Here is a 19,111-nt window from a genome sequence, read left to right on the forward strand (position 1 = left end):
ACGGCCCCGTCACCGCCCGCCTCACCGATCAGCCGACCCCTGGAGATGGTTGTGGAAAGCCGTTGCCCGGTTGTCATCGACCGCACGGGCCAGAACATCCATGCGGAAGCCGACCGCCTGCGCGAGCAGGGGCCCGTCGCCCGGGTGGAACTCCCCGGCGGCGTACGGGCCTGGTCCGTCACCGGTTACGACGTCGCCCTGAGCGTTCTCGGCGACCAGCGGTTCTCCAAGGACCCGCGCAAACACTGGACCGCGTACGTGAACGGGGAGATCGGGGACGACTTCCCGCTCATCGGCTGGGTCCTCATGGACAACCTGACCACCGCGCACGGCAGCGACCACAGCCGACTGCGCAGGCTCACCGCGAAGGCGTTCACCCCGCGCCGGGTCAGCGCCATGCGCTCCGCCATCGAACAGGCCTGTACCGAACTGCTGGACGAGCTGGCCGAGAGCGGACCCGGCGACAAGGTCGACCTCAAAGCGCGTTTCGCCCACCCCCTTCCGGCGCGTGTCATCTGCGACCTGGTGGGCGTGGCGCCGCAGGACCGTGCCGCCATGCTGCGCGGCGGCGAAGTCAACGTCGACACCACCACCTCGCCCGAGGACGCCGCGGCCAACGTCGAACGATGGCACCAGGAGATGCACGAGTTCGTCGAGAGCAAACGCAGGACGCCCGGCGACGACCTGACGAGCGACCTCATCGCCGCCCAGGAGGAGGACGGCTCCCGGCTGAGTCCGTCCGAGCTCGTCGGCACCCTGCACCTCATGCTCGGCACCGGCACCGAACCGGTCATGAATCTCATAGCCAACGCCGTCCACCTGCTGCTCACCCACCCCGAGCAGCGCGCGGAGCTCCGAGCCGGCCGGATCAGCTGGGACGACGTCATCGAGGAGACGCTGCGGGCCGAGGCCCCGGTCGCCCACCTGCCGTTCCGCTTCCCCACCGAGGACGTCGAGATCGGCGGGGTCACCATCCCCCGGGGCGATCCCGTCCTGATCGCCTTCGCCGCCGCCGGACGCGACCCCGCCGTGCACGGCCCGAGCGCCGGCCGGTTCGACCCGTCCAGGGCCGACAAGGCCCACCTGGCCTTCGGCCACGGCATCTACCGCTGCATCGGCATGCCCTTGGCCCGGGAGGAGGCCAGGATCGTGCTCCCCGCGCTCTTCGCCCGCTTCCCCGACCTCGATCTGGCCGTGGCCCCCGGGGACATCGAGCCGCAGGGCAGCTTCATCATGAACGGGCTGCGCACTCTCCCCGTACGGCTGAGGACTGAGGGGGTGGGCCGATGAAGGCCGCCGTCATCCCCGCGGTCAACGCCCGCTGGGAGATCCAGGAGGTTCCGACGCCCCGGCCGGGCCCCGGCGAGGTGCTCGTCAAGGTGCACGCCTGCGGACTCTGCCACAACGACCTCTGGACCGCCCAGGGCGTCTTCCCCTTCCCGTCGTGCGATCCGGCGGTCACGGGGCACGAGGCGGCGGGCGAGGTCGTCGAACTGGGGCCGGGCACCACCACCCGCGAGGTGGGCGACCGCGTCGGCACCACCTGGGTCCAGGCCACCTGCGGCCGGTGCGCCTACTGCCGGCGCAACCTTCCGCTGACCGGCCAGTCCGCCATGTCCTGCGCGGCGCCGGTGATGACCGGCCTGACCGTACAGGGCGGCCACGCCGAGTACCTCTGCGTGGCCGCCGCGAGCACCGTGCTCCTCCCCGACGGGTTGGACTACGCGACGGCCGCGCCCGTCCTCTGCGCGGGCTACACCGCCTGGAGCGCCCTGCGGGTGAGCGAACCGCGGCCGCACGAGCGGATCGCCGTCCTCGGCATCGGAGGCCTCGGGCACCTTGCCGTGCAGTACTCCCGGGCCTGCGGGTACGAGACCGTCGCCATCACCCGCTCCGCCGACAAGCACGAGGTCTCCACGAGACTCGGGGCCGACCTCGTGGTCCGTGACGGGGAGGAGCTGCGCGAGGCCGGCGGCGCCGACGTCGTCCTGGTGACCGGTACGTCCTACGAGGCGGCGACGGACGCCCTCCAGGGACTGCGGACCGGCGGGCGGATCGTGCTCGCCACCATCGACCCGGCGGGTTCGTTCACCATCGATCCCGCCACCCCGTTCTGGGCCCGGGGCCAGCGTGTGCTGGGCGCCACCCACCACGGGCTGCGGTACCTGACCGAGGCGCTCGACCTGGTCGCGGAGGGCGCGGTGACCCCGATGACGGAGGTCTTCCCGATGGAAGCGGTCGCGGACGCCGTCGACAAGGTGGAGAGGGGCGAGGTCCGCTTCCGCGCCGTCGTGACCTACTGAGCCGCGTCGGAGCGCGGCGGGGCGGTGCGACGCACCCGAAGGCCCGCCCCGCCCGGGCGGGCCCTCAGCCGAGCGGACGGACTTCGACGCCGGACAGCCGGGCGTCAGGGATACGGGCCGCGATCTCCAGCGCCCGTTCCACGCTCACGCAGTCGACGATGTCGTAGCCGGCCATGTGCTCCTTGACCTCGGCGAAGGGGCCGTCGGTGGTGAGTGCCGCACCGTCGCGCACCCGAACGGTCCTGCTCTGCGAGGGCGCTTGCAGCACCGAACCGCCGACCCACTCACCGGACTCGACGAGCTCCTCGATCAGAGCCGCGTGCTCGGGCCCGAGCGCCGCACGCTCCTCGTCGGACAACGCCTCCCACACCGCGGGGTTGCTGTAGATCAGGAGCATGTACTTCATGGCGCTTTCTCTCCTCGTACTCGAAGCCCGAACGGGCCGGGCGCGCCGGCTGTCCGCCAGGGGCCCCGGCCCGCACGCGCGGATGCTCCGCACCGCGAGATGCTACACGCGGGCCACCGGCGGGGGTGTTCGCCGCGTGCGTGGGTGACCTGCCGCCGGCCGGGAGAATCGGGCGGATCAATCGCGCGAGATGTGTAGAGATCCGCGGGTCCGCTCCGACTCATGGACGAGGGCGCACGCACAGCCGCCCCCGGCCGCTCGACCACGGAGGAAACACATGGATACGCGGACCCCGTCCGGAACACCGCCACGGGCGGGACGGCGGGAATGGATCGGGCTGGCCGTGCTGGCACTGCCCACCCTGCTGCTGGCCCTCGACCTCAGCGTGCTGTACCTGGCACTGCCGAGCATCGGCGCCGACCTCGGGGCCAGCAGTACCCAGCTGCTGTGGATCACCGACGTGTACGGGTTCATGACCGCCGGGTTCCTGGTGACCATGGGCACCCTGGGGGACCGGATCGGCCGCCGGAAGCTGCTTCTCTACGGCGCCGCGGCCTTCGGCGTGGCCTCGGCGGTGGCCGCCTTCTCCACCAGCCCCGGCATGCTGATCGGGGCCCGGGCCGCCATGGGCGTCGCGGGAGCGACGCTGATGCCCTCGACGCTGGCGCTGATCAGCAACATGTTCCGCGACCCGAAGCAGCGGGGCATGGCCATCGGCGTCTGGATGAGCTGCTTCATGGGCGGAGCCGCCGCCGGGCCCGTGATCGGAGGCGCACTGCTGGAGCGCTTCTGGTGGGGCTCGGTCCTCCTGGTCGGCGTGCCGGTGATGGTGATGCTGCTGGTGGCGGCGCCGCTGATGCTGCCGGAGTACCGCGGTGGCGGCGGCCGACTCGACCTGGTCAGTGTCGCCGTCTCCCTGGCCGCGCTGCTGCCCGTGATCTACGGCATGAAGGAACTGGCGAGGGGCGACTCGTGGTTCGTCCCCGGCTTGTTCATCGTGGTCGGCGTGGCTTTCGGCGTGCTCTTCGTACGGCGGCAGCGACGACTGGAAAGCCCCCTGCTCGACGTACGGCTCTTCGGCAACCTGGCCTTCAGCTCGTCGCTGGTCACTCTGATGTTCGGAGTCGCCACCCAGGGCGGGATCATGCTCCTGGTCACGCAGTACCTGCAGAGCGTGGAAGGGCTGTCGCCGCTGCGGGCGGGACTGTGGCTGGTCCCCTCCTCCCTGGCGATGGTGGCCGGCAGCCTGTTGGCCCCGTCCCTCGCACAGCGCAGCAGCCCCCGGCTCGTCATCGCCGGCGGGATGGCTCTCGCCTCGGCAGGCTTCCTCGTCCTCGCCCTGCTCGACATCTCGGACGGCCTCGGCATGCTGGTGGCCGGGATCGTACCGGTCTTCCTGGGCGTCGGACTCATGGGCGCCGTCTGCCAGGATCTGATCGTCGGCACGGTCCGGCCCGAGAAGGCGGGATCGGCGGCGTCCCTCTCGCAGACGAGCGGCGACTTCGGCATCGCGTTCGGCGTCGCGACGCTGGGTAGCGTCGGCGCCGCCGTGTACGGCAGCCGGATGTCCGGCCTCGACCTGTCAGGGGTGCCCGCCGGGGCCCGGGAGGCGTCCCGCGAGACCATCGGGGAGGCCCTGGCCGCCGCCGCGCGACTGGACGGTCCCGTTGCCACCGGCCTGATCGCCGATGCTCGCGAAGCCTTCACCGCCGGACTCAACATCGCCGCCGCGGCCAGCGCCGTCCTCGTCGCCGCGCTCGCCGTCCTCGCGTACACCGCGCTGCGCCCACCGGTCCCGTTGGATCCGGTCGCCTCCGAGGGAGAGCCCGTGGCCACGGAGCGGTCGGTCGCCGACTCCGGCTGAGGCGGGCGGAAGAACACGGCCGGCCGCGCTCCGGGCGGACGGCGGCACGGCACCGTTCCGGGGCTCAGCGCCCCGCTCCCGGCCGTCGCCCCGCGCCCGTGGCACATCGAGAAAAGGAACACCACCATGACCGAAGCAGAGAAGCAGCAGTCCCTTCCCCGAGTCGTCTCGCCGCAGGAGTGGCTCGCCGCGCGCCGCGAGTTCCTCGTCAGGGAGAAGGAGTTCACCCGCGCCCGGGACGCCCTCAACGCCCAGCGCCGCGAACTCCCCATGGTGGCGGTGGAGAAGGACTACGTCTTCGAGGGCCCGGACGGCGACGTGGGGCTCCTCGACCTGTTCGAGGGCCGGCGCCAGCTCATCGTCCACCACGTCATGTTCGATCCGTCCTGGGACGAGGGCTGTTCGAGCTGCCGTTTCCAGATCCGCGACCTGGGTCATCTGCCGCACCTGCACGAGCGCGGTACCAGCCTGGCGCTGGTCTCGCGCGCACCGTACGCCAAGATCCAGCGCTACAAGGAGCGGATGGGGTGGAGCGTTCCCTACTTCTCCTCGTACGGAAGCCACTTCAACTACGACTTCCACGCGACCCTCGACGAGTCGAAGCAGCCGTTGTTGATCAACTTCCGGACCAAGGAGGAGCACGAGGAAGCGGTCGGACCTTGGGACGTGTGGGGCCACGAACTGCCCGCGGTCAGCGTCTTCCTGAGTGAGGGCGACTCCATTTACCACACCTACTCGTCCTTCTCCCGCGGGCTGGACATCCTGCTCTTCACCCTCAACTACCTCGACCTCACGCCCCTGGGCAGGGACGGCGGCTGAGGCCGGCCGGGGCGAGGGCCGACAGGCCCGCGGCCTCACGTCCGGAAGCGGCCGGGCCGCCGGGGAACGGCAATCCGGAAGAAGCGCGAGCGTGGATTCCGGCGGTACCGTCCGTCCGTTGTACGCGGAACACACGGGAACACAGGGGAACGGGAGGCAGTCCGTGCGCATTCTCTTCGTCGCCGCGCCCTTCAGGTCGCATCTGTACGTGCAGACACCGCTGGCGTGGGCACTGCGGACGGCAGGACACGATGTGCGCATCGCGGCATCCCCGGATCTGGCGGACGACATCGCCCACTCCGGTCTCACCGGGGTGACCATCGGCCCGCTGGTCAGCCTGAGCGCGCACATGGCGGCTTCCGCCCCCGACGAGGCCCCGGCCGCCCCCGCTCCACCGGAGTCCGTCACGGCAGCCGGTCCCGTGCCGCCGCGTGCGAAGTCGCACCAGAGCCAGTACCCCCTGGGCGACCCGGTCGCCGAGATGGCGTCGAACGTCCGGGGATGGCGCGGCATGTTCAATCCTGACGAGGCCTTCCACGACCTCGTACGCTTCGCCCGGCTGTGGCGGCCCGACCTGATCGTCTCGGACACGTTCACCTTCACCGGTTCGGTCGCCGCCCGCGTCACCGGAGCTGCCCACGCCCGCATCCTGTTCGGCGCCGACGGCCTCGGGCAGCTGCGGAAGGCGTGCCACGAGTTCTGGGCCCACTGGCGCGACGACCCCGCCGCACCTCCCTCTCCCGCCGATCCCCTGCGGGAGTGGCTGGAGCCGATCCTGCGCGGCTACGGGCAGGAGTTCGACGAGGACGCCGTGCTCGGCCGGTGGACCCTCTTCCCCATGCCGCCGTGGATCCACCGGCCGGCCGGCGTGTCCTACATCCCCCTGCGTCACGTGCCGTTCAACGGCCCTTCCACCACCCCGCCCTGGGCCTACGAACCTCCCACCCGGCGGCGCGTCTGCATCACCCTCGGCCTCGCTCACCGGGAGGGCGGCTTCGGTCACTCGGCGTCCACCCGTGACCTGCTCGACGCGGTGGCCGATCTCGACATCGAGGTGGTGGCGACCTTCACCCGGGACCAGCTGGAGCCGGGACAACGGATCCCGGACAACGTCCGGGTGGCCGACTTCGTCCCGCTCAACGTGCTGTTGCCGACCTGCTCGGCCCTGGTCCACAGTGGTGGCGCCGGGGCTTTCGCGGCCGCCCTTGAGCACGGTGTACCGCAGCTCATCGTGCCCACCATGTACTGGAGCGAGAAGTGGTGGGGCCCGGTCGCCATGGCCAACGGCGTGGAGGAGCGGGGCGCCGGCGTCTATGTCGCCGATGCCGACCAGCTCACTGCCAAGGAGCTGCGTGACCACCTCGTACGCGTGCTCGACGAAAAGGAGTTCACCGAGAACGCGGCCCGGCTGCGGACAGAGATGATCGCCATGCCGAGCCCCAACGACATCGTCCCGGTGCTGGAGAAACTCACCGCGGAGCACTGGGGCACACCCCGCTGAGCCCTCCCGGGCGCGATCGGCCCCACCGGCGGGCCACGGTCACGAGCAGGACGTAGGCGAGCACCACCAGGAGGACCGTGACGATCCACGCGCGCGATCCGCTCGGGTCGTAGACCCGCCCCGCGTTGCCCACGTCCACGGCCGGCGCCGTCTGCCCGGCCTCGAAGGTGCCCCGGCCGCTGCCGTACAGCTTGACGCTACCGGTCTCCACGGTGCCGTCGTCGGACCGGAACGTTCCCGACCATTCGCAGGTGGTGTGCCCGGAGTGCCCCACGCAGACCAGACGGGCCGCGGTGAAGGTGCCCCGCGGCCCGTCCGCCGTGGCCGCCCTGGCGGCGTTGCCGAGATTCGGCACCGTCAGCCAGAACAGCAGGACTCCGGCCAGGAGGAGGAGCAGCGACACGAAACCGGAGGGTTCCCTCCTGCTCGTGGCCATGCGGTCAGTCCTTCGGCGCGCAGGCGCACCGTGCGGCGGCGTTGTCCGGTCGGTTCGCACGGGTGTGCAGGTACATCGCCACCACCATGGGGACGGTGACCAGCGTGTTGTAGAAGAGGTGCAGCTCCACCCGGGGGATGAGCAGCTGGATCAGGCTCGTCGGAGCGGCCTTGCCCAGCAGGTTGGCGCCCGCGAGCACCTGGAGCAGAAGCAGCAGGTGCTCCAGGTGATGCCACACCTGGATGCCGAGTGACACGTTCCACCAGGTCCTGGAGCGGCCGGTGAAGCCCGAGCGCAGCAGGAACAGGCCGGCCATCATCACCAGGGCGTAGCCGTAGTGCATCCATTCCGATGTGACGAGCCACGGGAACGGCATCCCGAGCACACCGCGCGCCTCGGGGATGGGCCAGCCCATGACGTAGATCTGGTACGCCTGGACCAGGTGCTCCGCCCAGTGCGCGACGACGATGAACAGGAAGAGGCGCAGCCCGAGTTGGTGGTGGCGGCTGTTGAGGGAGTCGAGACCGCCCCGCAGCGTGCGCGGTGGCGCTCCCGTGCTGATGGCCATGTCTGAACCTCCGAGGTCGGGAAACTGTTGCTCATGACATCAGGCTTGTGCGCGCGCGGGCTTCTTCCGCCGTGCTCTCCTCGGGGGACGGGGCGCGGACCCTCGCGCCCGCTCCGGGCACCCCGGCACGGGCGCCCGCGGGGTTCACGGCGCCGGCCGACCCGGCCCTCGCCGAACAGATGCCGCTGCTCAGCGACTTGATCGCGCGAGGACCGGCCCTCCCCGCCCCCGCGCCGGGCCGGTACTCCGGTCACGGTGCCGTCGGGCCCCTGGGGTCCTGCGGACGGTTGCCACCGGCGGGCCCGTTCACTAGCTTCCTGACATCACGAGGCCCGGCGGCCCGCAGTCGCTCCGTACCTCGCCGGCCGCTCTTCCCCCCTCTCTATCCACCGGAGGAACAGCCATGCCCCACATCGCACTCGACAACGACCTTCCCGGAATCACCGGCCTGATGGCTCACCGTCCCGACACCGCCGGTCCGCTGGGCGACCTCGCGAACGCCCTGCTGCGAGCGCCGTCCTCGCTCGACCCGGGAGAGCGGGAGCTGATCGCGGCGTACGTCTCGCGGCTCAACGACACCGAGTTCTGCGCCTCCTCGCACGGCGCCTTCGCCGCCGCGCAGTTGGCGGGGGGCCGGCAGCTGGTCCGGGCCGTCCTGGCCGACCCCGAAACCGCACCGGTCAGTGGTCGGCTGCGGGCGCTGCTGAACGTGGCGGCCGAGGTCCAGGGTTCCGCACGTCCGGTCTCCGACCGGACGATCGCGGCAGCCCGCGCCGAGGGCGCGGACGACACGGACCTGCACGACACCGTGCTGATCGCCGCGGCGTTCTGCATGTACAACCGCTACGTCAGCGGCCTCGCCACCGAGCTGCCCAAGGACGACGAGTACTACCGGCACTCCGCCCGGCGGATCGTGGCCGACGGCTACCGGGGCGGGATCGTCCGGGGCGACTGACGCGACCACCCAGGAAGGGAAGACTCATGAGCATCCGGCGCAGGTGGGGCACTGCCGACGTTCCGGACCGGACGGGTACCACCGCGGTGGTCACCGGCGCGAGTTCCGGCATCGGACTGCACCTGGCGGAGGAACTCGCCCGGCGGGGTGCCCATGTGGTGCTGGCCGTCCGCGACCCGGAGCGTGGGGCCGCCGCGGCGGACCGTGTCCGGGCAGGTGTGCCGGCGGCCGCCCTGACGGTCCAGGAGCTGGACCTCGCGGATCTCGCCTCGGTGCGGGCCGGGGCGAAGGAGCTCCGCGCCCGGTTCCCCCGTATCGACCTGCTGGTCAACAACGCGGGCGTGATGTGGACGGACCGGGCCCGCACCCCGGACGGACACGAGCTCCAGTTCGCCACGAACCACCTCGGTCACTTCGCCCTCACCGGACTGCTCCTGGACACCCTGCGGGCCGTACCCGGCGCACGTGTGGTGACGATCAGCAGCTACCTCCACCGGCTGGGGCGCATCGACTTCCGCGACCTCGACGCCGAACGCCGCTACAGCCGGTACCGGGCCTACAACCAGTCCAAACTGGCCAACCTCATGTTCGCGCTCGAACTCCACCGCAGGCTGACGGAATCGGGCTCGGAGCTGGCCTCGCTCGCTGCCCACCCCGGGCTGGCCGCGACCGGCCTGGGCCGGGACTTCCCGGCCCCCGTACGCAGGTTCGGCTCGGTGTTCGCTCCGCTGTTCCTCCAGCCCGCCGCCATGGGGATGCTGCCCGGACTCCGCGCCGCCACCGACGCCGGGGCGCGGGGCGGTGAGTTCTACGGGCCGCTCGGCGTGACCCAGACACAGGGCGCACCCGGGCTCGTCCGTCCCGGCAGGGCGGCCCGTGACGCGGAGGTCCGGCGCCGCCTGTGGGACGAGTCCGAGCGTCTGACCGGAGTGCGCCCTCTCTTCTGACTCCCGCGACCCGTCGGGCCCGCGCCCGGTCTCACGCCGGCCGGGCGGGGCGGGACGGGGGGAGCCTGCCGCCGATCCGCACCGCGGTGGTCAGGGCGGCCCAGGACGTCAGCTCGACGAGCTCGCGGTCGGTGGGGAACCGGACTCTGAACGCCGCGACGTCCTCCGGGAGCGTCTGGTACGGAGCGAAGGCGGTCAGCAGGACGAGCCGGGCGGCGGGCACATCCTCGGCCGGCAGCGCCGATACGGCCTCGTCGAGCCAGGCCCGGCCGAGCCCCGGAGCGGAACCGTCCCACCGGTCCAGGCGTGACCGCAGCCTCTCCCGAACCGGTTTCGGCACCCAGCGCGCCCCCTGGTCCACGGCGGCGAAGGCCCGCCCGAAGGCCTCGGCCACGGGAGGACTGCCCAGTGCCCACTCCAGTCCCGGGGGCAGGGCGGCCGCGGGCAGGAGCTCCAGCGAGGCGCCCGGCGCCATCGGGCCCGGAGCGACGGGACGCATGGCCAGGGCCGTGGTCCGCATGATCGGGGCACGCAGGGGTGCCGGTGTCAGGGCGGGCATGGGGGAGTCGGCCAGGAAGACGCTCACCATGCGGTTGATGTAATGGAACGTCACCACGACGCCGCAGAGTTCCGGCAGCTGTGCTTCGGTGAACGGGGGCGGGGCGCTCCCGGCCGGGTCTCCCGGGTGGTGCCGTCCGGCCGCCGCGGCCCACTCGGCGATCCGGGAGACCGTCCTGTCCGGCGGCAGCGTCCCGAGAACCGCCTGGTGCACATGGACGCAGTACGGGCAGTCGTTGGCGCGTGAGACCGCGGTGGCGACCGTCTCCTTCACCGCGCGGCTCACCCGCCCGTCCACCAGCAGGACCTCACGCAGCATCAGCCACGTCGCCGCCAGCGACGCGGCGGCCGGCGAGTGGAGGGCCACCGGCGGTGCGAGCACCCCGAAGTCCCGCTCCGTCGCCCGGTACACCTGCGCCACCAGGCCCCGGGCACGGTGTGGGGCGATCACGTCCACGTACCGCACCTGCCGCAGGGAACCCCTCAGTACGGCCCGTACGAGCGGTCTCATCGCCACTCCTCCCTCTCCTGCCTCTCCTGCCTCAAGGGGTATCCCCGCGTCGGTGACAGCGCGTCCCCGGTAGGTCCTCGGCGGTCCGCGGCGGACGCACCGGCTCGTCGGCCGGGCCCCGGCCCCCCGGTGCGATGTCGTCGGGGCCGAACCCCATCTGCTCCATCAGCAGCCGGACCAGCGAGGTGGCGGCCTCCTGCGCGGCGGACGCGTTGTACGGGGCGGGCGAGGCCGCCGCCGTGCCGAGGCCGACGTCCGGGCCCGCCGGCGGCCCGACGGCGGGCGTCGCCCCGGCCGGTGCCCGGGACGAGTGGTCGGTGTCGCTCATGGGGTACCTCCTCACAGGGGCCGGCGTCCATCAGCCCGCCACGCTGACCGTCATCGGCAGCCCGCCCCGCATCCGCAGCGACAGCATGGGCTCGGCGACCGCCCGGTGCCCGGGTACGGTGCGCAGGTCGAGGTCCCGGGTGATCAGCGCGGTCACGAAGACCGCCTCCATCATGCCGAGGTTGCTGCCTACGCAGAAGCGGGGCCCCGCGCCGAAGGGGATGTAGGCGTACCGCGGGCGGCTGGCCACCGCCTGTGGGTCGAAGCGCTCGGGGTCGAAGCGTTCGGGGTCCTCCCAGAGGCGTGGGTTGCGGTGCATGATGTACGGGCAGATCAGGACGTCGGCCTTGGCCGACACCGTGTAGCCGCCGACCTCGTCCTCCCGCTGGGCCACCCGGGGCAGGACCCACACCGGCGGGTAGAGCCGCATGGCCTCCTGGACGACCTTGGTCGTCCAGGTCAACCGGTGCAGGTCGTCGAGGTCCGGGAGACGGTCGCCCAGGACGCTCCTGGCCTCCTCGCGGACGGCCGCGCGGACCTCGGGATGACGCTCCAGCAGGTGCAGCGTCCAGCCGAGCGTACTGGCCGTCGTCTCGTGCCCCGCGAGGAGCAGGGTGACCAGCTCCTCCCGGAGCTTTCCGCGGACCCGCCGGGGCGGTCCGTTCCCCCGCCCGGCGGCCTCGATGATCCGGGACAGCGCGTCGTCGCCGGGCTCGCCGTCGGCCATCCGCGCGCTGCGGTCGGCCACCAGCAGGTCCGCCACCCTGTACAGCTCCCGGCGGGCCCGGCGGAAGCGGGCCTGCGGAGGCAGCGGGAGCCAGCCGGGCACCAGGCCCTGGGAGACCATCTCCAGCATCGCCTGGTCCTGCACCTCCTCGAAGGACGGCGCGAGGGTGTCCTGCGAGGAGAGGTCGGAGTCGAGCAGGGTGCGGCCGAGGACACCGAGGGTGAGTCCGGTGACCTCGTGGAGGACGTCGACCGGGCCGCCCCCCTCGTGGGCACGCAGGAGGGCCACCAGCTTGGCACCCTCCTCCGCGATCGCGTTCGCCTGCCGGTTGATGCGCCCCGGCTTGAACGCGGGCTGCACCGTCTGGCGCTGGGCCCGCCATACCTCACCGTCGCTGGTCAGCAGGCCGTCGCCCAGGACCCGGCGGGACTGCACGAGGCCGATGCCCTTGTGGTAGTTGTCGCTGTTGTCGGCCAGCACGTGCTTGGCGTAGTCGGGCCGGTTGAAGATGTACAGCTTCTTGGGCCCCATGGAGACCCGTACGGCGTCTCCCAGGGCGGCCGCGTCCTTCATCATCTCCAGGCGGTCCACGGCCAGCTTCCTCAGCAGGCCCGGCAGGGCGCTCACCGGCGGGCCCGGCGGGTCGGTCCTCATGCCACATGGCCTTCGCGGTGTTCGGGGGCGAACCGCCGGAAGCGGCCGCCGGAGAACAGCAGGGCCTCACGGAACGGCCAGCGCACCGCCGAGACCACCTCGCCGACGAAGATCGTGTGGTCACCGCCCTCGTACAACACCTTCTTCTCGCACTCCAGATGAGCCACGGCGCCGGCGATCAGCGGTGCGCCGGACTTCCGCCCGGGCTGCCAGCCGACGGCGTCGAACTGGCCGGCTCCGACGGGGCGCGAGTGGTCGGCGAAGTGGCGCGCGACGGCCTCCTGTCCGATGTCGAGCACCGAGACCGAGAACGTCTGCGAACGGTCGAGGTTGCCGTGCATCACCGCGTCCTTGCCGACGCAGACGAGCACCAGGGGCGGGGCGAGGGAGACGGAGGTGAACGAGCTGGCCGTCATGCCCCTCGGAGAGTCCCCGCCGACGGTCACCACAGTGACTCCGGTGGGGAAGGCGCCGAACACGCCCCGCAGTTGTTTGCGGTCCTCCAGATCGACGAGTTCCATGGACGGAACGGTGGTCGGGCTCATGTCTGCCTCCCTGTCGGCGGCCGGCGCCCGGCCGCGGAGGACGCCGGCTCGGGTGCCGACGCATCGGGGATCGGTGCGAGAAAGGCGACGACCGCCGGCTCCAGGGCGTCGCGCAACGTCGTGACGAACGTGGCGATCCGCAGGCCGCCCGAGGCGAGGACCACCCAGTTGTCCCGGTTCGGCGGAGTCAGGGTGAGCGGCGCCCCGGCCATCAGCCCGGCCTTCCTGAGGCATTCGACGGCGCCCCACACCCGAGTCGCCGCGGTGTCCGGGGCCTCGCCCGTCTGTTTGACGACCTGAGCGGCCAGCCCGGCGTGTTCACCGAGCAGCCCCGCCCACGTGTCGGCGTCGCGGACGCAGACCGCCTCGATGTCGCAGGCCACGGTTCCCGCGGCGGCGACTCCGAGGGTCACCCCCAGGCCGTGGGCCGCCGAGATCTCCCGGCCGCCGACGAGTTCGGGGCGTCCGTCGGGCCTGTAGCGCACCTCGGCGCTCTCGCCCAGTGCCCGCTGAACGGCCCGTGCGGTGGCCGCGCGACGCTCGTCGGCGGACTCCCCGGCGCCGGGGAGGTCCGGTTCGACGGCGATGTCGAGGTGGGTGCCGAGCACCTCCTCCACCGCCCGCTCCAGGTAGGAGCCGAGCAACGGGGCGACCCAGGGCCCGGAGCCGTCCGTCTTGCGCACGGCGTGGAGGGTCAGCCCCTCCCACCGCTCGACGACCGTGCCGTCGGCGGTGCGTACCGCGATGTCGTACACGTAGGTGTCGCCGTCCCGGTGGCGCTCGGTGGCGCAGTAGCGCACCTCCTGCGGCAGGTCGCCGCCGGCGGGCATCGGGTACAGCCGCTCGATACCGGACGGCAGCAGGGTCGCGTCGGGGACGCACACCTGGTTGCCGTGCATCAGAGCGTCCCGCATCCCCGGGTCGGCCAGCAGCAGCGTGTCCGGCAGGAAGCCGGCGAACCAGCCGGACGGCGCGGCGATCGCCACATCGGCGTCGACGTGCCGGGCGGCGGCCCTGCGGAAGCGGCGCAGCCGCTGGAAACGCTCGCCCTGGAAGAGGAGACCGCCGTACAGGTCGGCCGCCGGGTCCAGTGGGGCCGGCGGCACTTCCGGGCCCACCTGGGCAGGCGGCCCGTCCGGGATCGCGGCCCCGGAGTAGACCAGCCGGGCCCGGAAGTGCTCGGCGACGAATCCGGTGTCCTCCGCGTGCACGGCCACGTCCACCGTGTCGGTGTCGGTGACGGTCGCGGCGATCCGGATGCGGGTGGTCCCCGCGGGCGGCACCACGATGGGCCGCAGGAACCGCGCCCCCTCGATGACCGGTACGTCGGCGCGTCCGGTGAGCGCGGACGCCACCTGCACCATGGCCTCCATACCGATCACGGCGGGCATCAGCAGGTTGTCGTCCAGGAGGTGGTCGGCGAGGTAGAGGTCGGTTCCCGCGTTCAGTTCGGCCTCGGTGACGAGTTCGACGCCGTGGTAGCGCACCAGCGGGGTCCCGGTGAACCGCAGGAGCGGCATCGGCGGGAGGTCGCGCCGTACCGTTCCGATGCCTTCGGTCCGTCCGCTGATCACCGTCACCACGGGGGCGTCCGGGTCCGAGATCAGCCGCAGCAGGATCTCGACGCCCTGGTCGGGCGAGACCGGGACGATGCCCTCGCGGGACAGCGACTCGACGACGGAGAGCTTCTCGCCCATGCCGATCCCGGACCACACGGACCATTCCATGCACAGCGCACGGCAGCCCGGATGGTCGCGGGCGACCTTCTCGGTCCGGTCGGCCAGCCATTCGTTGGCGGTGGCGTAATGCGCCTCGCCGCGCAGCCCGGACCGGCCGATGATGCTGCCGAAGGTGACGAGGAGTTTCAGGTTCCTCTCGCCGACGGCGTCCAGGACGACGTCCAGACCGTCGACCTTGGGGGCGAACGTGGCGTGGAAGTCGTCCATGCCGAGACCGGTGAGGGAGGCGGGCTCGTTGCGGCCCGCCCCGTGGAGTACGGCGCTGACGGGGCCGAGCGCGTCGGTGAGTTCGGCGATGGCCGCGGCGACGCGGACCGGGTCGGTGACGTCGGCGCCGGCATAGCGCACCGTCGCCCCGCTGTCCGCCATCCGCCGCAGGTTCGCGGCGAGGTCCTCGTCCCGGGCGGGATCCGACCGGCCGAGGACAGCCAGCTTGACGCCGGTCTGCCGTGCCACGGCCAGGGCGCACTCGGCGGTGATGCCCTTGCCGCCGCCGGTGACGAGCAGGACGTCGGAGTCCCCCAGGACCTGTTCGGTGCGCTCGGCGCGGATCGGCAGGGCGCGCAGTACCGGGACGCGGCGGGTGCCGTCCGCGGCGAGGTGGACCTCGCTGAAGCGGGCGGTCGCGGCGACCTCGGCGGCCACCCGCTCCGCGGCGCCGTCGCAGATCGGGGTGTGGACGACGGTCGTCCGCAGGTGGGACGCCTCCAGATGGAGGGTCTTGGCCAGTCCGGCCGCGCCCCGGCCGTGCTGCACCAGGACGAAGCGGCGCTCGCGGTCGCCGGCGAGGGCGGCCTTGGCGCCCTCCAGCGCGTGCTCGATCTGCTCCCGGGCGCAGTCGGGCGGCAGGCAGACCAGTACCCCGGAGCCCACCGCGGCCTTCTCCAGGGCGCTGCGCACGTCCTGGGCGAAGGTGTGGTCCTGGGGGGTGAACAGCTCCCAGGACTCGTTGTCGCCGCCCGACACCGGTGCGGGCAGAGGGACTTCGTCGAGGTCGACGGCGAAGGGGCGGGCCCATGCGGCGGCTCCCGCCACGACGGGTGCGGGGGCGTCGCCGTCGTCCGTACCGGCGAGCGTGGTGAGCGCCTCGGCCAGTTCGGCCATCGTGGCGGTGGCGAAGTTGGTCGGTACATGAGCGGCGGTGAGGCCGAGCTGGACTGCGGCCTGGTTGACGATCTGGCCGACCGTGATCGAGCTCATGTGCAGGTCGTCCAGGAGGTTGCTGCTGTCGTCGACCAGTTCGGGCGGCAGCTCCGCCCGTTCGGAGACCAGGGCGCGCAGCACGTCGAGCGCCGACTCACCGGCCGAGCCGCCGGCCCGCTCGGTGGCGCCGTCGCCGGAACCCTCCGCCCGGGGGGCGCGCGTGGCGGGCAGGGCGACGTCGGGTGCCTGTTCGCAGGGATTGGCCAGGAAGCTGAACTCGGCGCCGACCTCCAGCGGCCGGGTCAGCCGGTCGTTGAACAGCCGTTCGTGGATGAGCGGGGCGCCCAGGACATAGGCGGCGCCGACGACCTGGAGCAGTCCGCGCAGGGAGTCGTCGTCGGTGTTGAGGGCGACGGCCGGTACGTCGGCGGTGGCCGCCGCCATGCCGGTGAGCACCCGACCGGGGCCGACCTCGACGAACAGGTCGACGTCGGGGGCGGCCGACCGGACCGCCTGGGTGAACAGCACCGGGTCGGTGATCTGCTGCCGCAGCAGCTTCGACAGGTCGGTGTCGCTCTCCAGCTCTTCGCCGGTGACGGTGGAGACGACCCGGCGGTCCACCTCGGCCAGGCGCTCTCCGGCGAGCCAGTCGCCGAAGGCGTCGGCGGCCGGAGCGACGAGGGGCGAGTGAAACGCGTGCGAGACCGCGAGGCCGGTGCAGGAGACACCGGCTCGCTCGGCCCGTTCGCTGACGGTGGCGATGGCCTCGACGGTTCCGGCGACGACGGTCTGCCGGGGCCCGTTGTAACCGGAGACGACGACGGGCAGGTCCGCGATGAGCTCCCCGGCCTCCTCGGGTGTGGCGGCCAGCGAGGCCATGGTGCCCGAGGCGCTGTGCTCGGCCATGGCCGCACCCCGGACCCGGGCGGCCTCCAGCAGGGTGGTTGAGTCCAGGGCCCCCGCCCAGTGCAGGGCGGAGAGTTCGCCGAGGCTGTGGCCGACGGCGATGTCGGCCTCGATGCCGAGCGCGTCCAGGACGCGCAGCCCGGCCGTGGAGCCGGTCACGATGCGGGGCTGGGCCACGTCGGTGGCGACCATGTCGCCTGTGGTGGGCAGTCCGGCCCGCCGGTACACGTCGGCGGCCTCGGTGAAGCGGCGGGCGAGCGCACCCCCGCCGGTCGAGGTGCCCGAGCCCTGCCCCGGGAAGAGGAAGCCGATGCGGGCGGCGTCCTTCGCCCGGCCGATGAAGGCACGTCCGTCGGGGGAGAGCGTGATACTCCCGTCCGTGTTCGGCGCCTCCGCCAGCCGTCGCAGCCGCACTTCGGCGTCCTCCGGCGAGGTGACGACGACGGCCGCCCGATGGGGGAGTTCGCGCAGTTCGCGCTGGAGGGTGGCGGCCAGGTCGGCGAGCTGGGCGTAGGAGACCTTGATGGCGAAGTCGGCGACCTGAGAGAGGCGTTCCCTGAGCGCCTGCGGTGACGCGGCGTCCAGGAGGAGGAGTTCGGCGTCCTGGAGCGAGTTGGCCAGGGTGGTGGACCGTCGGCTGAGGGTCCGGCGTCCCGTCGGCACGGCCCTGTCGAGGACGACATGGGTGTTGATCCCGCCGAACCCCATGGCGGTGATCCCGGCGCGCAGCGGTGCGCCGCTCGGCCAGGCCTCGGCCCGGCGCAGCACCCGCAGGTTGGCCGACTCCTCGGTGAGCAGCTCGTGCGGGTCGACGCAGCCGATGGCGGGCGGCAGCATCGCGGCGTCCAGGGCCATCGTGGCCTTGATCAGTCCGGCGATTCCGGCGGCGGCCTTGGTGTGGCCGATCATGCCCTTGACGGAGCTGATGACGGCGCTGGGAGCGTGCGGGTCGGCCTGGGCGCGGGCGCCCATGATCGCCCTGAGCTCGGTCGCGTCGCCGACGGCGGTTCCGGTGCCGTGGCCCTCGAAGAGCGGGACGGTGTCGATGCCGAAACCGGCCCGTTCGTAGGCGCGGGCCAGGGCGAGCTGATAGCCGCTGACTTCGGGGCGGGTGATGCCGCCCTGTCCGTCGGAGGAGATGCCCCAGCCGGCGATCGAGGCATAGACGCGGTGTCCGGCGGCGAGGGCGTCCTCCTCGCGCATGAGGACGACCATGCCGCAGCCCTCGCCGGGCCAGAAGCCGTTGGAGCCGCGGTCGTAGAGTCGCATCTCCGTCCTGGCGAGCGCTCCGGTCTTGGCGAAGCCGATGATCTCGAAGGGGTCGATGGACATGTCGACGCCTCCGGCGACGGCGACGTCGAGGTCCCCGTTCAGCAGGGAGGAGGAGGCGGTGGTGACCGACAGGAGTGAGGACGAGCACGCGCCGTCGACGGTGTATCCGCCGCCGTTCAGATCGAAGTGATTGCAGATCCGGCCGGCGATGGTGTTGGACAGACCGCCCGCGAGGGTGTCCTCGTCGATGGCGGGGAACGGCTGCTTGTAGGCGTCCTCCACCCCTTCCAGGAACTCACCGAGGCGTTCGTCGCCCCAGTCCTGCCCCTTGAGGGCGTCGGCGAGCACACGGCGTACGTACGGCCAGCGCAGCCGCATCACGTTGGCGCGGGCGAACTCACCGGTGAGGGTGTTGCCGACGACGACGCCGGTGCGCTCCCTGGGGAGTCCCTCGCCGGCGGGGAACCCCGCGTCGGCCAGCGCCCGGGTCGCGGTGTCGAGCGCGAGCCAGTGCGTGAGGTCGGTGGAACGGTAGGTGCCGCCCGCGATGCGGTGGGCGACGCGGTCGAACTCCCACCCCTCCAGCACGGCGGCGTTACGGGCATAGAACTTGTCCGGGACCGCGGGGTCCGGGTCGTAGTAGTCGTCCAGGCGCATGCGCACGTCGGGCAGCCGGCGGAAGGCCCGGCGCCCGGCGACCGCGTTCTCCCAGAGTTCGCGCGGGGTGGTGGCGTCGGGGTAGCTGCACGACACACCGACGATCGCGATACGGCTCATACGGGCACCGCCATCTTTTTCCGCTGCTGCGCCGCAGCCCGCATGGACGCGCACTTGCCGTGGAGGCAGGTGCCGTCCCGGCACGGGTCACCGGTGCGGGCAGCCGCCACCGTGGCCGCGTGTGCCGGCTCCGGCTCGGGGGCGGGAGTGGGC

General features: G+C 72.4%; 15 protein-coding genes. 7 read left to right on the forward strand and 8 right to left on the reverse strand.

Features of this window, described 5'->3' with window-relative positions:
- The first annotated feature begins 45 nt into the window (after nucleotides 1–45).
- Together HET64_RS04555 and HET64_RS04560 are read left to right on the forward strand one after the other, a co-directional pair.
- The gene (locus HET64_RS04555) at nucleotides 46–1,290 is read left to right on the forward strand and encodes a cytochrome P450 (protein WP_215102555.1); all 1,245 of its coding nucleotides are present in this window, start codon (nucleotides 46–48) and stop codon (nucleotides 1,288–1,290) included.
- Nucleotides 1,287–2,303 (forward strand): alcohol dehydrogenase catalytic domain-containing protein, encoded by a 1,017-nt coding sequence (locus HET64_RS04560; RefSeq protein WP_215102557.1) that lies wholly within the window; start codon nucleotides 1,287–1,289, stop codon nucleotides 2,301–2,303. Before HET64_RS04555 ends, HET64_RS04560 begins: the two co-directional genes overlap by 4 nt.
- A gap of 64 nt (nucleotides 2,304–2,367) precedes the next feature.
- Here the strand turns inward: HET64_RS04560 and HET64_RS04565 are convergent, their stop codons facing one another.
- On the reverse strand, nucleotides 2,368–2,709 hold the full coding sequence (locus HET64_RS04565) for a YciI family protein (protein WP_215102559.1): 342 nt from the start codon (nucleotides 2,707–2,709) through the stop codon (nucleotides 2,368–2,370).
- Nucleotides 2,710–2,986: 277 nt separating this feature from the next.
- Between HET64_RS04565 and HET64_RS04570 the strand changes: the two genes are divergently transcribed.
- From HET64_RS04570 to HET64_RS04580, 3 genes are all read left to right on the forward strand, one after another.
- Nucleotides 2,987–4,573, forward strand: coding sequence for an MFS transporter (locus tag HET64_RS04570; RefSeq protein ID WP_215102560.1), 1,587 nt, complete (start codon nucleotides 2,987–2,989; stop codon nucleotides 4,571–4,573).
- Nucleotides 4,574–4,699: 126 nt separating this feature from the next.
- Nucleotides 4,700–5,392: a DUF899 domain-containing protein gene (locus tag HET64_RS04575; protein WP_215102562.1), complete on the forward strand. Its 693-nt coding sequence runs from the start codon at nucleotides 4,700–4,702 to the stop codon at nucleotides 5,390–5,392.
- Between the two features lie 163 nt (nucleotides 5,393–5,555).
- Nucleotides 5,556–6,893, forward strand: a complete 1,338-nt coding sequence (locus HET64_RS04580; RefSeq protein WP_215102564.1) for an activator-dependent family glycosyltransferase — start codon at nucleotides 5,556–5,558, stop codon at nucleotides 6,891–6,893.
- Here HET64_RS04580 and HET64_RS04585 read toward each other — a convergent pair.
- The gene (locus HET64_RS04585) at nucleotides 6,862–7,329 is read right to left on the reverse strand and encodes a hypothetical protein (protein WP_215102566.1); all 468 of its coding nucleotides are present in this window, start codon (nucleotides 7,327–7,329) and stop codon (nucleotides 6,862–6,864) included. The genes HET64_RS04580 and HET64_RS04585 overlap by 32 nt on opposite strands.
- A 4-nt stretch (nucleotides 7,330–7,333) precedes the next feature.
- Complete coding sequence (locus HET64_RS04590) at nucleotides 7,334–7,897, reverse strand: hypothetical protein (RefSeq protein WP_215102568.1); 564 nt, start codon at nucleotides 7,895–7,897, stop codon at nucleotides 7,334–7,336.
- 403 nt (nucleotides 7,898–8,300) lie between these two features.
- On the opposite strand from HET64_RS04590, the gene HET64_RS04595 reads away from it, so the two are divergent.
- Together HET64_RS04595 and HET64_RS04600 are read left to right on the forward strand one after the other, a co-directional pair.
- A complete protein-coding gene (locus HET64_RS04595; protein ID WP_215102570.1) occupies nucleotides 8,301–8,852 on the forward strand; it encodes a carboxymuconolactone decarboxylase family protein in 552 nt (183 codons plus the stop codon).
- Between the two features lie 26 nt (nucleotides 8,853–8,878).
- The gene (locus HET64_RS04600; protein WP_215102573.1) at nucleotides 8,879–9,799 is read left to right on the forward strand and encodes an oxidoreductase; all 921 of its coding nucleotides are present in this window, start codon (nucleotides 8,879–8,881) and stop codon (nucleotides 9,797–9,799) included.
- 31 nt (nucleotides 9,800–9,830) lie between these two features.
- Here HET64_RS04600 and HET64_RS04605 read toward each other — a convergent pair whose 3' ends face one another.
- Genes HET64_RS04605 through HET64_RS04625 form a run of 5 tightly spaced genes read right to left on the reverse strand, consistent with a single transcriptional unit; the run spans nucleotide 9,831 to nucleotide 18,958 of the window.
- A complete protein-coding gene (locus HET64_RS04605; RefSeq protein ID WP_215102575.1) occupies nucleotides 9,831–10,868 on the reverse strand; it encodes a carboxymuconolactone decarboxylase family protein in 1,038 nt (345 codons plus the stop codon).
- Between the two features lie 31 nt (nucleotides 10,869–10,899).
- Nucleotides 10,900–11,196: a hypothetical protein gene (locus HET64_RS04610; RefSeq protein ID WP_215102576.1), complete on the reverse strand. Its 297-nt coding sequence runs from the start codon at nucleotides 11,194–11,196 to the stop codon at nucleotides 10,900–10,902.
- A gap of 30 nt (nucleotides 11,197–11,226) precedes the next feature.
- Complete coding sequence (locus HET64_RS04615; protein WP_215102578.1) at nucleotides 11,227–12,576, reverse strand: cytochrome P450; 1,350 nt, start codon at nucleotides 12,574–12,576, stop codon at nucleotides 11,227–11,229.
- Complete coding sequence (gene sgcE6 / locus HET64_RS04620) at nucleotides 12,573–13,121, reverse strand: NADH-dependent FAD reductase SgcE6 (RefSeq protein WP_215102579.1); 549 nt, start codon at nucleotides 13,119–13,121, stop codon at nucleotides 12,573–12,575. Before sgcE6 ends, HET64_RS04615 begins: the two co-directional genes overlap by 4 nt.
- Nucleotides 13,118–18,958 (reverse strand): type I polyketide synthase, encoded by a 5,841-nt coding sequence (locus HET64_RS04625; RefSeq protein WP_215102581.1) that lies wholly within the window; start codon nucleotides 18,956–18,958, stop codon nucleotides 13,118–13,120. Before HET64_RS04625 ends, sgcE6 begins: the two co-directional genes overlap by 4 nt.
- Nucleotides 18,959–19,111 lie beyond the last annotated feature (153 nt).

This window comes from Streptomyces sp. McG3 (assembly GCF_018619185.1).
GTDB lineage: Bacteria > Actinomycetota > Actinomycetes > Streptomycetales > Streptomycetaceae > Streptomyces.

Coding starts and splice junctions, on each gene's coding strand:
- HET64_RS04555 (WP_215102555.1), top strand. CDS start 46: ATGGTTGTGGAAAGCCGTTGCCCGGTTGTCATCGACCGCACGGGCCAG.
- HET64_RS04575 (WP_215102562.1), top strand. CDS start 4,700: ATGACCGAAGCAGAGAAGCAGCAGTCCCTTCCCCGAGTCGTCTCGCCG.
- HET64_RS04565 (WP_215102559.1), bottom strand. CDS start 2,709: ATGAAGTACATGCTCCTGATCTACAGCAACCCCGCGGTGTGGGAGGCG.
- sgcE6 (WP_215102579.1), bottom strand. CDS start 13,121: ATGAGCCCGACCACCGTTCCGTCCATGGAACTCGTCGATCTGGAGGAC.
- HET64_RS04605 (WP_215102575.1), bottom strand. CDS start 10,868: ATGAGACCGCTCGTACGGGCCGTACTGAGGGGTTCCCTGCGGCAGGTG.
- HET64_RS04625 (WP_215102581.1), bottom strand. CDS start 18,958: ATGAGCCGTATCGCGATCGTCGGTGTGTCGTGCAGCTACCCCGACGCC.
- HET64_RS04560 (WP_215102557.1), top strand. CDS start 1,287: ATGAAGGCCGCCGTCATCCCCGCGGTCAACGCCCGCTGGGAGATCCAG.
- HET64_RS04570 (WP_215102560.1), top strand. CDS start 2,987: ATGGATACGCGGACCCCGTCCGGAACACCGCCACGGGCGGGACGGCGG.
- HET64_RS04585 (WP_215102566.1), bottom strand. CDS start 7,329: ATGGCCACGAGCAGGAGGGAACCCTCCGGTTTCGTGTCGCTGCTCCTC.
- HET64_RS04610 (WP_215102576.1), bottom strand. CDS start 11,196: ATGAGCGACACCGACCACTCGTCCCGGGCACCGGCCGGGGCGACGCCC.
- HET64_RS04595 (WP_215102570.1), top strand. CDS start 8,301: ATGCCCCACATCGCACTCGACAACGACCTTCCCGGAATCACCGGCCTG.
- HET64_RS04590 (WP_215102568.1), bottom strand. CDS start 7,897: ATGGCCATCAGCACGGGAGCGCCACCGCGCACGCTGCGGGGCGGTCTC.
- HET64_RS04615 (WP_215102578.1), bottom strand. CDS start 12,576: ATGAGGACCGACCCGCCGGGCCCGCCGGTGAGCGCCCTGCCGGGCCTG.
- HET64_RS04600 (WP_215102573.1), top strand. CDS start 8,879: ATGAGCATCCGGCGCAGGTGGGGCACTGCCGACGTTCCGGACCGGACG.